This is a genomic window from Streptomyces sp. NPDC026515, assembly GCF_055567595.1.
In genome coordinates, this window is record NZ_JBVHQD010000013.1 from 128,102 (window position 1) to 142,144 (window position 14,043).

At 70.8% G+C, this 14,043-nt stretch carries 14 protein-coding genes; 1 reads left to right on the plus strand and 13 read right to left on the minus strand.

The annotated features are described in order from the left end of the window. Nucleotides 1–232: 232 nt before the first annotated feature. A complete protein-coding gene (gene bldD, locus ACZ4O3_RS26800) occupies nucleotides 233–736 on the plus strand; it encodes a transcriptional regulator BldD (protein WP_020938842.1) in 504 nt (167 codons plus the stop codon). 283 nt (nucleotides 737–1,019) lie between these two features. Here bldD and nusB read toward each other — a convergent pair whose 3' ends face one another. The 13 genes from nusB to ACZ4O3_RS26865 all read right to left on the minus strand — a co-directional run bounded on the left by nusB (nucleotide 1,020) and on the right by ACZ4O3_RS26865 (nucleotide 13,916). Then, nucleotides 1,020–1,451 carry a transcription antitermination factor NusB gene (nusB, locus tag ACZ4O3_RS26805; protein ID WP_384993846.1) on the minus strand — a complete coding sequence of 144 codons (432 nt, stop codon included), beginning with the start codon at nucleotides 1,449–1,451 and terminating at the stop codon, nucleotides 1,020–1,022. 2 nt (nucleotides 1,452–1,453) lie between these two features. Further along, the gene (efp, locus tag ACZ4O3_RS26810) at nucleotides 1,454–2,020 is read right to left on the minus strand and encodes an elongation factor P (protein WP_384993843.1); all 567 of its coding nucleotides are present in this window, start codon (nucleotides 2,018–2,020) and stop codon (nucleotides 1,454–1,456) included. A 44-nt stretch (nucleotides 2,021–2,064) separates the two neighbouring features. Next, nucleotides 2,065–3,171 carry an aminopeptidase P family protein gene (locus tag ACZ4O3_RS26815; protein WP_362731103.1) on the minus strand — a complete coding sequence of 369 codons (1,107 nt, stop codon included), beginning with the start codon at nucleotides 3,169–3,171 and terminating at the stop codon, nucleotides 2,065–2,067. A 209-nt stretch (nucleotides 3,172–3,380) separates the two neighbouring features. Then, on the minus strand, nucleotides 3,381–4,214 hold the full coding sequence (locus tag ACZ4O3_RS26820) for a Pro-rich N-terminal domain-containing protein (RefSeq protein ID WP_467724644.1): 834 nt from the start codon (nucleotides 4,212–4,214) through the stop codon (nucleotides 3,381–3,383). Between the two features lie 142 nt (nucleotides 4,215–4,356). Then, complete coding sequence (gene aroB / locus ACZ4O3_RS26825) at nucleotides 4,357–5,448, minus strand: 3-dehydroquinate synthase (RefSeq protein ID WP_362732269.1); 1,092 nt, start codon at nucleotides 5,446–5,448, stop codon at nucleotides 4,357–4,359. Then, nucleotides 5,445–5,927, minus strand: coding sequence for a shikimate kinase (locus ACZ4O3_RS26830; RefSeq protein ID WP_384994068.1), 483 nt, complete (start codon nucleotides 5,925–5,927; stop codon nucleotides 5,445–5,447). The genes aroB and ACZ4O3_RS26830 overlap by 4 nt, the downstream gene beginning before the upstream one ends. Before the next feature lie 32 nt (nucleotides 5,928–5,959). Beyond that, nucleotides 5,960–7,144, minus strand: a complete 1,185-nt coding sequence (aroC, locus tag ACZ4O3_RS26835) for a chorismate synthase (protein ID WP_362728041.1) — start codon at nucleotides 7,142–7,144, stop codon at nucleotides 5,960–5,962. A gap of 168 nt (nucleotides 7,145–7,312) precedes the next feature. Continuing rightward, nucleotides 7,313–8,152: a shikimate dehydrogenase gene (locus ACZ4O3_RS26840; protein WP_362728043.1), complete on the minus strand. Its 840-nt coding sequence runs from the start codon at nucleotides 8,150–8,152 to the stop codon at nucleotides 7,313–7,315. After that, nucleotides 8,133–9,842: an endolytic transglycosylase MltG gene (gene mltG / locus ACZ4O3_RS26845; RefSeq protein ID WP_362728045.1), complete on the minus strand. Its 1,710-nt coding sequence runs from the start codon at nucleotides 9,840–9,842 to the stop codon at nucleotides 8,133–8,135. The genes ACZ4O3_RS26840 and mltG overlap by 20 nt, the downstream gene beginning before the upstream one ends. Before the next feature lie 122 nt (nucleotides 9,843–9,964). Next, nucleotides 9,965–10,429, minus strand: coding sequence for a Holliday junction resolvase RuvX (ruvX, locus tag ACZ4O3_RS26850; protein WP_467724647.1), 465 nt, complete (start codon nucleotides 10,427–10,429; stop codon nucleotides 9,965–9,967). Between the two features lie 15 nt (nucleotides 10,430–10,444). Next, nucleotides 10,445–13,117 carry an alanine--tRNA ligase gene (gene alaS, locus ACZ4O3_RS26855; RefSeq protein WP_467724649.1) on the minus strand — a complete coding sequence of 891 codons (2,673 nt, stop codon included), beginning with the start codon at nucleotides 13,115–13,117 and terminating at the stop codon, nucleotides 10,445–10,447. Further along, complete coding sequence (locus ACZ4O3_RS26860; RefSeq protein ID WP_362713809.1) at nucleotides 13,117–13,464, minus strand: hypothetical protein; 348 nt, start codon at nucleotides 13,462–13,464, stop codon at nucleotides 13,117–13,119. Before ACZ4O3_RS26860 ends, alaS begins: the two co-directional genes overlap by 1 nt. Before the next feature lie 11 nt (nucleotides 13,465–13,475). Continuing rightward, the gene (locus tag ACZ4O3_RS26865; protein ID WP_384993818.1) at nucleotides 13,476–13,916 is read right to left on the minus strand and encodes a DUF948 domain-containing protein; all 441 of its coding nucleotides are present in this window, start codon (nucleotides 13,914–13,916) and stop codon (nucleotides 13,476–13,478) included. Between the last annotated feature and the right edge of the window lie 127 nt (nucleotides 13,917–14,043).

Below are 14,043 nucleotides of genomic sequence, written 5' to 3' on the forward strand. Positions count from 1 at the left end.
CCTCACGGGACGGACCTTAAAGGACGTCGGATTTGCGCCATCCACCGTATCAGGCGCCGGAGAGGCCTCCGATCACCCCCTTGGCGTAATCGGCCACCGCGACCACGGAAGAGTCGGTGCGGACCATTCGGCTTGACGCGAGAGAGTAACGCTGCGTAACCTCACAGTGAGTTACCAGCCGCGCGGCGCGAACCAAAAGCCGGCCGCGTCGACACAGTGTCCGGGGAGCTATATGTCCAGCGAATACGCCAAACAGCTCGGGGCCAAGCTCCGGGCCATCCGCACCCAGCAGGGCCTTTCCCTCCACGGTGTCGAGGAGAAGTCCCAGGGTCGCTGGAAGGCCGTGGTCGTCGGTTCGTACGAGCGCGGCGACCGTGCCGTGACCGTGCAGCGACTTGCCGAGCTGGCGGATTTCTACGGGGTGCCGGTGCAGGAGCTGCTCCCGGGCACCACCCCCGGCGGTGCCGCCGAGCCGCCGCCGAAGCTGGTCCTGGACCTGGAGCGGCTGGCCACCGTGCCGGCCGAGAAGGCGGGCCCGCTGCAGCGCTACGCGGCGACCATCCAGTCCCAGCGCGGTGACTACAACGGCAAGGTGCTGTCGATCCGCCAGGACGACCTGCGCACCCTGGCCGTCATCTACGACCAGTCCCCCTCGGTCCTCACCGAGCAGCTGATCAGCTGGGGCGTCCTGGACGCGGACGCGCGCCGCGCGGTCGCGACCCACGAGGACGCCTGACCCCACGACGCTTCAGCAGAAACGTGCCGCCGGAGTGGCCGGAACTCGATGGTTCCGGTCGCTCCGGCCGCTTTTTGTCATCGGCCGTCACGTGGTGACGGGCGGCCGCACGCCCCACCAGGGGCGCTGGGGGCACCCCCGGCCGAAGACCGCGGGAGGAACGGCCCGGCAAGCCCCCCACAGGCCCTGCAGCCGCCCGACGACCGCACCATGCGCCCCACGGGGCACACGAACGCCGGAGGGCCCGCAGCACACGGCTGCGGGCCCTCCGGCGTTCGTCGGCTCACGCCTCCCGGCGCAGCGACGGCTTGAGCTCCTTCAGCCGTCCGAGAAGCCCGTTCACGAACGAGGGCGACTCGTCCGTCGAGAACTCCTTCGCCAGCTGCACCATCTCGTCGAGGACGACCGCGTCCGGCGTCTCGTCGACCCAGATCAGCTCGTAGGCCCCGAGGCGCAGGATGTTGCGGTCGACGACCGGCATCCGGTCGAGCGTCCAGCCGACCGCGTACTGCGAGATCAGCTCGTCGATCCGCCGCGCGTGCTCGGTGTAGCCCTCGACCAGCTGCATCGTGTACTCGCTCACCGGCGGCTGTCGGGTGTCGTCCCGGGAGAGCCTGATCCAGTCCGCGAGAACGGTCAGGACGTCGGCCCCGCGCTGGTCGCCCTCGAAGAGGATCTGGAAGGCGCGCTTGCGGGCCGTGTTGCGGGCAGCCACGGTTAGCTGTTCACCCGGCCGAGGTAGTCGCTCGTACGGGTGTCGACCTTGATCTTCTCGCCGGTCGTGATGAACAGCGGGACCTGGATCTGGTGGCCGGTCTCCAGCGTGGCGGGCTTGGTGCCACCGGTGGAGCGGTCGCCCTGGACGCCCGGCTCGGTCTCGGCGACGACCAGCTCGACGGCGGCGGGCAGCTCGACGAAGAGCACCTCGCCCTCGTGCTGCGCGACGACCGCGGTGAAGCCCTCGATGAGGAAGTTCGCGGCGTCCCCGACGGCCTTCGGGTCGATGTGCAGCTGGTCGTAGGTCTCCATGTCCATGAAGACGAAGTACTCGCCGTCCTTGTACGAGTACTGCATGTCGCGCTTGTCGACGGTGGCCGTCTCGACCTTGACGCCGGCGTTGAAGGTCTTGTCGACCACCTTGCCGGACAGCACGTTCTTCAGCTTGGTGCGCACGAAGGCCGGGCCCTTGCCGGGCTTGACGTGCTGGAACTCGACGACGGACCAGAGCTGGCCCCCGTCGAGCTTGAGCACCAGGCCGTTCTTGAGGTCGTTCGTGGAAGCCACGGTTGCGGAATCTCCTGGACTGACGTACGACTTCGGGTCACGCGCTACAGCGCGAGCAGCTCCTTGGTCGTGATGGTGAGTAGCTCGGGTCCGCCGTCCGCCTCAGGGCGTACGACGAGCGTGTCATCGATCCGGACACCGCCCCGGCCCGGGAGGTGGACCCCCGGTTCGACGGTGACCGGCACGCAAGCGTCCAGTTTACCCATGGACGACGGGGCGAGCTGCGGGTCCTCGTCGATTTCGAGTCCGACTCCGTGTCCGGTGAGGGGCTGCAGTCCCCCGGCGTAGCCCGCGGAGTCCAGCACCTGGCGTGCGGCGCGGTCCACGTCACGGCAGGCCGCCCCTGGTACGAGGCCCTCCCGGCCGGCCCGCTGAGCGGCGAAGACGAGGTCGTAGAGCTCGATCTGCCAGTCGGCGGGCGAGGTGCCGATGACGAAGGTCCGGCCGATCTCGCAGCGGTAGCCGCGGTAGGCGGCACCGAGGCAGACGGAGAGGAAGTCGCCCTCCTCGACCCGCCGGTCGGTGGGGCGGTGACCGCGGCGCCCCGAGTTCGGTCCGGTCGCCACGGAAGTCGGGAAGGCCGGGCCGTCCGCGCCGTGGTCGACCAGGCGGCGCTCCAGCTCCAGGGCGAGGTGCCGTTCGGTGCGGCCGACGAGGATCGACTCCAGCAGCTCCCCGAGGGCCTGGTCGGCGATCTCGGCACCGATGCGGAGACAGGAGATCTCCTCCTCGTCCTTCACCACCCTCAGCTGCTCGACGGCGCTGCCGAGGTCGGTGAGGCGGAGCCGGGGCGCGACCGAGGCGAGGGCGCGGTGCCGGGTCACCGTGAGGTGATGCTCCTCGACGGCGAGGGCGTCGGCGTCCTGGTCGGCGGCGAGACCGGCCGCCGCCACGGCGGGGTCGCCGCCGGGTCCCTCCAGGAGGTGCTGTCGAAGGGAGTCGTCGGGTCGGGCCTCGGTGGGGCGGTCGTCCTGCGGGCCGGGGCTGACGAGGAGGTCCTCGCGTCTGCCGAGCAGCAGGACGGAGCCGGCCGGAGCGGCGCCGGCGAGGTACCTCACGTTGGCCGGGCGGGAGACCAGGGCGGAGGCGCTGCCGCCGGCTTGGCAGCGGTCCCGTAGGCGGGCTCGGCGGGTGGCGTACACCTCTGACATGAGTCGAGCGTAGGAGTCGCGGGCGGTTTGTGCCGGTTGGGGAGAGCCGAGTGGGGTGACCGGGCGCTCCTGCCGCATGCGGGCTCCGGTGCGGATCCGGGTGCGGGTCCCGGTGCGGGCCGGCGGGGGCCGATCGCGCGGTTCCCCGCGCCCCCGGAAGCACACCTGACCGCGCCTCCCGGGAATCAGGGAGCCGGTGCCACCCGTCCTCACCAGCTCGGTGGGCTCGCTATCGCCCGCGCCAGCACCTCGTCCAGCACCCGGGCCGTGCTCTCCACGTCCAGCTGGGAGTTGTCGATGATCGGGAGGCCCGAGCCGTACCATCCCGCCATGCGGCCGTGGATGCGGGCCACCTCCTCGTCGGTGAGGCGGCGGTTGCCCGTGCGTTCGGCGTTGCGCTCCAGGACGATGTCGAGTCCGGGCAGCAGGACGACGGGGAGCAGGCCGGGGCCGACGTGGCGCTTCCAGCCGCCGAGGCCCACGACCGGGCGGTCGGGGAAGACCGCGTCGTCGAGGATGCACGAGATGCCGTTGGCCAGGAAGTTGCGCGCGGCGAAGCCACAGGTGCGGCGGGCCAGGCGGTACTGGGCCTCGGAGTTGTCGTTCCACCCGGACTGGGGGTCGGCGAAACCGGAACGGACCCATTCGCGGACGTCGTCGAGGCTGATGTGGGCGGTCGGGACCCTGCGGTGGCCGGCCCAGTACTTGGCCACGCTGGTCTTGCCCGCGCCCGCCGGGCCGATGAGCAGGACGGCCAGGGTGGTGCTGGTCGCGTCGGGCACGGCGGTCGCGGCCGGGGGGGCGGCGGGGATGCCCACCGGGGCGCCCGGCGGCAGCGGCACATGGCCCGTGGCGTCGGGGGGCGGCGGGGCCGAGGGCAACGGTGGCGGCGGAACCGGTGGTTGCGGGGGTGCGGCCGGGGGCGGCGGCACGGGCGCGGGGCCCTGCGCCGCTCCCGGGTGGTGTGCGGCCGGCGGCCAGCCGGTCGGTCCCTGCCCCGGCTGATGGGGCGGCGGCAGCGGAGATCCCACTGCGTGCTGCATCCGGTGCCACTCCGTCTCGTCATGTTCGGCTGCGCTCGTTACCGAACGGTACCGCCCCCGGTCGTCGTTTGGTGAAACGGCCGGGGGCGGTACGAAGTGCCCGTGCCGGGAGGCGAACCGGGCAGAAGGAACAGCCGCGGACCTACTGTCCGACCTCGCCGTAGGCGGCGAGCAGCACGGCCGGGTCCGGGCCCTCCAGGACGGTCGGCTTGGCGAGGCCGTCCAGGACGACGAAGCGGAGCAGGTCACCGCGGGACTTCTTGTCGACCCTCATGGTCTCGACCAGCTTGGGCCACTGGTCGTACCGGTAGTGCAGCGGAAGCCCCACCGACTCCAGGATCGCGCGGTGGCGGTCTGCCGTCGCGTCGTCCAGGCGTCCGGCCAGCCGGCCCAGTTCGGCGGCGAAGTGCATGCCGACGGCGACCGCGGCACCGTGCCGCCACTTGTAGCGCTCGTTCTTCTCGATGGCGTGGCCGAGCGTGTGGCCGTAGTTGAGGATCTCCCGCAGCCCCGACTCCCTGAGGTCGCAGGAGACGACCTCGGCCTTGACCCGGATGGAGCGCTCGATCAGCTCGGCCGTGTGCGGGCCGGCCGGGGTGCGCGCGGCCCCGGGGTCGGACTCGATGAGGTCCAGGATCGCCGGGTCGGCGATGAAACCGGCCTTGATGACCTCGGCGAGCCCGGAGACGTAGTCGTTGACCGGGAGGGAGTCCAGCGCGGCAAGGTCGCAGAGCACGCCCGCCGGCGGATGGAAGGCACCGACCAGGTTCTTGCCCTCGGCGGTGTTGATGCCGGTCTTGCCGCCGACCGCCGCGTCGACCATGGCGAGGACGGTGGTCGGAACCGCGATCCAGCGGACCCCGCGCAGCCAGGTGGCGGCGACGAAACCGGCCAGGTCCGTCGTCGCCCCTCCGCCCACGCCGACGACGACGTCGGAGCGGGTGAACCCGGACTGTCCGAGCGCCTTCCAGCAGTAGGCGGCGACCTCGGCGGTCTTGGCCTCCTCCGCGTTGGGCACCTGGATGGCGACCGCCTCGTAGCCCTGCCCGGCCAGGTCCGCGCGGAGGGCGTCGCCGGTCTCGGCGAGCGCCTCGGGGTGGATCACCGCGACCCGCTTGACCCGCTCACCGATCAGCCCGCCCAGTTCGCCGAGCAGTTGCCGGCCCACCAGGACCTCGTACGGTTCGGTGCCCGCCGTGCCGCCGACCTGGATCCGGGTGACTGCCTCGCTCATGCTTCCTTCAACTCCAGTGCGTCCAGCGCTGCTTGGGTGACCTCTTCGGGCGTGCGCCCGTCGGTCGCCACGACGGCCGTGGCGACCTCCTCGTACAGGTGCCGCCGCGCCTCCATCAGTTCCCGCCACTGCTTGCGCGGGTTGATGGCCAGCAGCGGCCGGGCCGCGTTGAGGCCGGTGCGCTTCACGGCCTCCTCGACCTCCATGGAGAGGTAGACCACCCGCCGGCCGGCGAGCAGCGCCCGCGTGTCCGCGTCGAGGATCGCGCCGCCGCCGAGGGCGAGGACCCCCTCGTGCTCGGCCAGCGCCACCCGTACCGCCCGCTTCTCGATCTCCCGGAAGGCCGCCTCGCCGTCGGCGACGAAGATGTCGGCGATGGCGCGGCCCTCGGCGGCGACGATGTCCCCGTCGGTGTCGCGGTAGCCGATCCCGAGCCGCTGGGCGAGCAGCTCGCCGACCGTGGACTTGCCGACGCCCATCGGTCCGACCAGCACCACCCTCGGTGCGCGGTTCACCGGATGGCCAGGTTCTCGAGGTACGAGCGGACGTTGCGGCGGGTCTCGGGCACCGAGTCGCCGCCGAACTTCTCGGCGACCGCGTCCGCGAGGACGAGCGCGACCATCGCCTCGGCGACGATGCCGGCGGCCGGCACGGCGGAGACGTCGGAGCGCTGGTGGTGGGCCTGGGTGGCCTCGCCGGTGGTGACGTCGACGGTCTGCAGGGCGCGCGGCACGGTGGCGATCGGCTTCATCGCGGCCCGTACCCGCAGCAGCTCACCGGTGGACAGGCCGCCCTCGGTGCCGCCGGCGCGGCCGGAGGCGCGGCGGATGCCCTCGGGGGTGCCGACGATCTCGTCGTGCGCCTGGGAGCCGGGCACCCGGGCCAGCTCGAAGCCGTCGCCGATCTCGACGCCCTTGATCGCCTGGATGCCCATCAGGGCCCCGGCGAGCCTGGCGTCCAGCTTGCGGTCCCAGTGGACGTGGGAGCCGAGTCCGACCGGTACGCCGTAGGCGAGGACCTCGACCACGCCGCCGAGGGTGTCGCCGTCCTTGTGGGCCTGGTCGACCTCCGCGACCATCGCCTTGGACGCGTCGGCGTCCAGGCAGCGCAGCGGGTCGGCATCGAGCTTCTCGACGTCGGCCGGGGTGGGGTACACGCCCTTCGGTGCCTTCACGGAGCACAGCTCGACGACGTGCGAGACGATCTCGATGCCGGTCGTCTCCCTCAGGTACGACCGGGCGACCGCGCCGAGCGCCACCCGGGCCGCGGTCTCCCGCGCGGAGGCGCGCTCCAGTACCGGCCGGGCCTCGTCGAAGCCGTACTTCTGCATGCCGGCGAGGTCGGCGTGGCCGGGACGCGGACGGGTCAGCGGGGCGTTGCGGGCCAGCCCGGCGAGGATCTCGGGGTCGACCGGGTCGGCCGCCATGACCTGCTCCCACTTGGGCCACTCGGTGTTGCCCACCATGATCGCGACCGGCGAGCCGAGCGAGAGACCGTGCCGGACCCCGCCGAGGAAGGTGACCTGGTCCTGCTCGAACTTCATGCGCGCACCGCGCCCATAACCGAGCCGCCGCCGCGCGAGGTGGTCGGCGACCATCTCGGTCGTGATCGGCACGCCGGCGGGAAGGCCCTCCAGCGTCGCGACAAGTGCGGGACCGTGGGACTCCCCCGCGGTCAGCCAACGCAGCCTGCTCAACGGTGCTCCTCAGTGCTCGCGCCCTGGTACTGCCCTGCGTACACGCGTCCTCGCGTACGGCGACGGCCCGACCGGGTGCGCGGCCCCGGTCCGCCGTGTCCGATCCTCCCACGTCCGGGTGGTGGACCCGGTCCCCGGTCCAGCAGACGGACGCGGACGTGGACCGGGTCAGCGCTCGGCGAGCGCCTTCTCCCCGGCCCGGCGCATCGCGTCCACCGGCACCGGAACCCGTCCGGTCATCTCTTCGACCTGGAGCACGGCCTGGTGCACCAGGAGGTCGAGCCCGCTCACCACGGCTCCCCCGAACATGGACCAGCGTGCGGCCAGCGCCGTGGGCCAGGGGTGGTAGAGGACGTCGAAGAGGGTGGTGGGGCGCTCGGGTACGGCCGCGGCGAGCGCGTCGGTGGTGCCGGCCGGGGTGGTGGCGATCACCAGGGGGGCGTGCAGGGCCTGTGCGGCGTCGGCCCAGTCGGCGGTGCGGACGTCGACGTCGAGCCGCTCGCCCCAGTGCCGCATCTCGGCGGCGCGCTCCTCGCTGCGGACGTAGGCGACGACCTCGCCGGTGCAGATCCGGGCGAGGGCGGCCAGCGCCGAGGAGGCGGTGGCCCCGGCGCCGAGGACGGCGGCGGAGTCGACCTGTTCGATGCCGTGCTCACGCAACGCGGCGACCATGCCCGGGATGTCGGTGTTGTCCCCCAGGCGTCGGCCGTCCTCCGTGAAGACGACCGTGTTGACCGCGTCGACCGAGGCGGCCGTCTCGCTGATCTCGTCGACCAGCGGGATGACCGCCCGCTTCAGCGGCATGGTCAGCGACAGCCCCGCCCACTCCGGTCCCAGCTGCCCGAGGAAACCGGGCAGCCGGGTCTCGTCGACCTCGAAGCGCTCGTACGACCACTCGGTGAGCCCGAGTTCGTCGTACGCGGCCCGGTGCAGCACCGGGGAGAGCGAGTGGGCGATGGGCTTGCCGAGCACGGCTGCCCTGCGGGCGTCAGTGGCCCGAGGTGGCATTGAACTTTTCCTTGAGCTTCTCGAATTCGCTGTTGGTCTTGGCGAATTCGGTGTTGTTCACGCCGTCGGTCGCCACGAAATACATCCAGCCCTCGTCGGTCGGATTCAGCGCGGCCTTCAGTGCCTCGTCGCCGGGGTTGCCGATCGGGCCGGGCGGGAGACCCTTCTGGGTGTACGTGTTGTACGGGTCCTGGTTGCTGTTGATCTCCGACTCGCTGATATGGATGTTGCTCGTGCCCTTCAGGTAATTGAAGGTCGAGTCGAATTGGAGCAACCGGTTCGTCTCGGTGTTCGTGGACTTGAGACGGTTGTAGACCACTTCCGCCATCTTGCGGAAGTCGTCGTGCGTCTTTCCTTCGGCCTGGACGAGGCTCGCGACCGTGATGACCTGCAGCGGGTTGTCCAGGTCGTACTTCTTGGCCTGGCCCGCGAGGTCGTAGGTGGCGTATTCCTCCTTCGCCGCGGCGACCATCTGTTTCAGGATCGCGTCGGGCTTCATGCCCTTGGCCGCGGGATAGGTACCCGGGAAGAGGAAGCCTTCCAGTGGGTCCATGATCTTACTGTCGGTGTTCGCGTAGCTCGGCAGCCCCAGGCTCTTGTATTCGTTCTTGGCGACCTTCCTGGTGGTGCCGGAGGAGAGGCCCAGCTGTTTGTCGAGGGCCACATAGACGGCCGCCGCGCGCTCGCCCGGGGTGACCACCACATTGGCCTTGCTCTTCGGGTCGAGCATCAACTGCACGGCGCTGGCTGCGGACATCTCCTTCTTCAGGAGATAAGCGCCTGCCTGAATCGTTTTTCCGTCGGGATTCTGCGACTGTGCGGCCACGAACGCGTCGACGCTCTTGATGACACCGGCGTCCTTCAGCCGCCTGCCGATGTCGTATCCGCCCGCGCCCTTCGGAATCTCGACGGTCACCGAGCCGCTGCCGCCGCCCGCGTAGTCGGGGGCCGGGCCGAAACGGTTCTGGTAGAAGTGCCAGCCGTAGTAGCCGACTCCGGCCGCACCCCCGCCGAAGACCAGGCAGACCACCAGACAGGCGCAGCCGTTGCGCCGTTTCTTGGCTCCCTTGCCGCCCTTCGCGTCCTTGCCGCGGCCACCACCGCGGCGCCCTTTCGGGTCGTCGTCATCATCGTCACCGTCGTCGGCACCCGTGAAGAAGGGGTGCTGGTCTTCCTCCTCCTCGACGGCGGGCTCCGGCTGCGGATCCGGGCGCCGGCGGCCGGGCGGCTCCGGCGGCGGGTAGGCGTCGTCGGTGCCGTAGAAGTCGGGCTGCTCCCCGCCGTACGCCACCGGCTGCTGGCCGTAGGGGTCGCCCGGGTCGGCGGCGTAGGGCACCTGGCCGTGGGTGCCGGTCGCGTCCCAACCGCCCTGGTGGTACTGCTGCTGTGCCTGGCCGGCGTGCTGCTGGTCGTACTGCTGCCGGCCCTGTCCGTCGGCGTACCGAAGCTGCCCCTGCTCGTCGTAGTACGCGTACTGCTGCCCGCCTTGGTGCTGGTCGTACCCGCCCTGCTGGTGCCGGCTCCACTCGCCGTACTGCTGCTGCGGCTGTTGCGGATAGTGCTGCGGCTGGCCGCCGTAGGGGGACTGCTGACCCACGTGGGCCTGCTGTCCTCCCCATCCGCCGTCCCCGTACAACGGGTCCTCCGGATGCCACGGTTCGGAGCCTTCGCCCCGGCCATACTCAGTCATCGATCCCCTAGAGCCGCGAGGCGGCGCGAAACGCGGCTGGTGGGCCGGTTGTCGTACCGACTCTTGCTGTGCGGTGGCTGTTCGAAAACCATCGCATCGCGCGGAACGTTACCGTATCGCGATCAGATGACCACTTCGACGCCCTCGCCGGGTGGTTTATCTGACACCCGTTCGGATTCCAACGCCTGTTGAAGGATGATGACCGCGGCCGCCTGGTCGATGACCGAGCGTCCCTTCTTGGACTTCACTCCCGAGGCGCGCAGTCCCTGACTGGCCGTCACGGTCGTCATCCGCTCGTCGACCAGCCGGACCGGCACCGGCCTGACGCCCTTGGCCAGCTCCTGGGCGAAGGCCCGGACCTTGACGGCGGCCGGACCCTCGCCCCCCTTGAGGGAGCGCGGGAGGCCGACGACGACCTCGATCGGCTCGTATTCCTCGACCAGCTGCCGCAGCCGGCGGTGGGCGGCGGGGACGTCCCGGCCGGGGACGGTCTCGACGGGGGTCGCCAGGATCCCGTCGGGGTCGCACGAGGCGACCCCGATCCGGGCGTCCCCGACGTCGACGGCGAGCCGACGTCCTCTGCGCATCCTCGTAACCGTTTCTTACTTGGCGGTCTCGGCCACGAGACGCTCGACGGCGTCGATGGCCTCGCCCACGGCGGCCGGGTTCTGGCCGCCGCCCTGGGCGACGTCCGGCTTGCCGCCGCCACCGCCGCCGAGGGTCTTGGCGGCGGTACGGACCAGGTCACCGGCCTTGAGGCCGCGGTCGCGCGCGGCGTCGTTGGTGGCGATGACCGTGAGCGGCTTGCCGTTGTTGACCGCGAACAGGGCGACCACGGCGGCGCGTCCGCCCTGGATGCGGCCCCGCACGTCGAGGACCAGCCTGCGCAGGTCGTCCGGCGTGGTGCCGTCCGGGACCTGCCCCGTCACCAGGGCGATCCCGCGGACGTCCTTCGCCGAGTCGACCAGACCGCCGGCGGCCTGCAGCACCTTCTCGGCACGGAACTTCTCGATCTCCTTCTCGGCGTCCTTCAGCTTGCCGAGCATGGCGGAGACCTTCTCGGGGAGCTCCTCCGGGCGGCCCTTGATCAGCTCCTGGAGCTGGGCGACGACCGTGTGCTCACGGGCCAGGAAGTTGTAGGCGTCGACGCCGACGAGGGCCTCGATACGGCGCACACCCGAGCCGATCGACGACTCGCCGAGCAGCTTCACCAGGCCCAGCTGGGCGGTGTTGTGCACATGGGTGCCGCCGCACAGCTCCTTGGAGAAGTCGCCGATGGTCACCACGCGCACCCGCTCGCCGTACTTCTCGCCGAACTCGGCGATGGCGCCCTGCTTCTTCGCCTCGTCGATGCCCATGATGTCGGCGCGCACGTCCAGGTCGCGGGCGAGCACCTCGTTGATCTTCTGCTCGACGTCGGTCATCACGGCCGTCGGGACGGCGGACGGCGATCCGAAGTCGAAACGGAAGCGGCCGGGCTGGTTCTCCGAACCGGCCTGGGCGGCCGTCGGGCCGAGGGCGTCGCGCAGCGCCTGGTGGGTGAGGTGGGTGGCCGAGTGGGCGCGGGCGATGGCGGTCCGGCGGCGCTGGTCGATCGCGGCGTGGGCCTTGGCGCCGACCGTCACCTCGCCGACCTGGACGACGCCCTTGTGGACGTAGACGCCGGGCACCGGCTTCTGGGTGTCGCGGATCTCGATGACGGCACCGGTGTCGACCTTGATCCGGCCGGTGTCGCCGATCTGCCCGCCGCCCTCGGCGTAGAACGGGGTGCGGTCCAGGACGATCTCGACCTCGTCGCCCTCGGTGGCGGCCGGCGAGGAGACGCCGTCGACGAGGATGCCGACGATCGTGCTCTCGCCCTCGGTGTCGGAGTAGCCGATGAAGTCGGTCTCGCCGGTCTTGTCGGCGATCTCGCGGTAGGCGCCGGCGCCGGCGTGCCCGGTCTTCTTGGCCTGGGCGTCGGCCTTGGCGCGGTCCCGCTGCTCCTTCATCAGGCGGCGGAAGCCCTCCTCGTCCACGGCCAGGCCCTGCTCGGCGGCCATTTCGAGGGTGAGGTCGATCGGGAAGCCCCAGGTGTCGTGGAGCAGGAAGGCCTTGTCGCCGGCGAGGACCGTGCCGCCGGACTCCTTGGTCTCGGTGACGGCGGTGTCGAGGATGTTGGTGCCGGCCTTCAGCGTCTTGAGGAAGGCGTTCTCCTCGGCGACGGCGACCTTCTCGATGCGCTCGCGGTCGGTGACCAGCTCCGGGTACTGCTGGCCCATCATCCGGATCACGGTGTCGATGAGGTCGAGGACGACCGGACCGGTGGCGCCGAGCAGCCGCATGTTGCGGATGGCGCGGCGCATGATCCGGCGCAGCACGTAACCGCGGCCCTCGTTGCCGGGGGTGACGCCGTCACCGATGAGCATCACCGACGTGCGCATGTGGTCGGTGACCACGCGCAGCGAGACGTCCGAGCCGTGCGCGTCGCCGTAGGCCACGCCGGTCAGCTCGGTGGCCTTCTCGATGACGGCCATGGAGGTGTCGATCTCGTACATGTTCTGCACGCCCTGCAGAATCATGGCGAGTCGCTCCAGGCCGAGGCCCGTGTCGATGTTCTTGCTCGGCAGCTCGCCGAGGATCTCGAAGTTGTCCTTGCCGATGCCCTCGCCACGCTCGTACTGCATGAAGACGAGGTTCCAGATCTCCACGTACCGCTCGTCGTTGACGGCCGGGCCGCCCTCGACGCCGAACTCGGGGCCGCGGTCGTAGTTGATCTCGGAGCACGGGCCACAGGGTCCGGGGACGCCCATGGACCAGTAGTTGTCCTTCATGCCGAGGCGCTGGATGCGCTCCTTGGGCACGCCGACGACCTCGTGCCAGATGCGCTCGGCCTCGTCGTCGTCCTGGTAGACGGTGATCCAGAGCTTCTCCGGCTCCAGGCCGTAACCGCCCTTGTCCTGGGGGCTGGTGAGCAGCTCCCAGGCGTACTTGATGGCGCCTTCCTTGAAGTAGTCGCCGAAGGAGAAGTTGCCGCACATCTGGAAGAAGGTGCCGTGCCGGGTGGTCTTGCCGACCTCTTCGATGTCGGGGGTGCGCACGCACTTCTGCACGCTGGTGGCGCGCGCCCACGGCGGCTTGACCTCGCCGAGGAAGTAGGGCTTGAAGGGCACCATGCCGGCCGGGACGAGGAGCAGAGTCGGGTCGTCCGCGATGAGCGACGCCGAAGGGACGACGGTGTGACCGCGCTCCTCGTAGAAGCTCAGCCAGCGGCGGCGGATCTCTGCCGACTCCATCAGTGGTCCTCATTCCGGTCGTACGAGTACGTCGTGTTCTCGATGTACTTCGGGTTGCTGCGGTTGTTCTCGACGGCGGTGAACCGCCGGGGTGCGGGAAGTTCGGGGTCCGCGTCGATGCCCAGCGCGTCCCCCAGCTCCGCTTCCCGCTGGGCCATGTTCTCGCGGACGTCGAGCGCGAAGCCGATCGCCCGGTCCTTGATCCGGTGGCCGGTCTCCAGCGCCTTGTTCGCGGCGGTGGCGGCGAGGCTCTCCGGGGTCAGCTGCCGGAGCTTGCGGTTGACCTTGGTGGTGGCCCAGACACCGGCGGCGACACCGGTGGTGAACCAGAAGGTACGGCGGAACATCTGCCTGGCTCCTACTTTCCCCGGTTCTTCCGCCGCGCGGCGGGCACGGTCCGGCCCACGATCACGGTACGCCTGGGCTCCCTGGCGGGCACGTCCGCCTTGCGGCCGGACAGTGCCCGGCGCACGCCGTAGCCGAACGCCGCGACCTTGACCAGCGGGCCGCCGAAGGTGGAGGCGACGGTGGTCGACAGCGCGGAGGCGTTGGAGGTGACCTCCTGGACGTCGGAGGCGATCGCGTCGACCCGGTCGATCTGGGTCTGCGCGGAGCGTACGGCCGCGGAGGCGTCGGCGAGCAGCGGGACGGCCTGGTCGGTCACGTCCGCCACGAGCTTGGTGGTCGCCCTGAGCGTCTGGGCCAGCCTCACGAGAGCCACCGCGAGGAAAGAGACCAGGATCGCCCAGAAGACGGCCACCAGGATCCCGGCCACCTCTCCACCGGACACCGCGCGCACCTGCTTCCCGCTCTTCCGCGAAAAATCAATGGAGCCCCGAGCCTATCGCGCGGGGCGTCGGGCTCCGAACCGGATTACCGCGCGCGAGCGGCGGAGTTGCGGGAACCGATTGTACGGACCGAACACG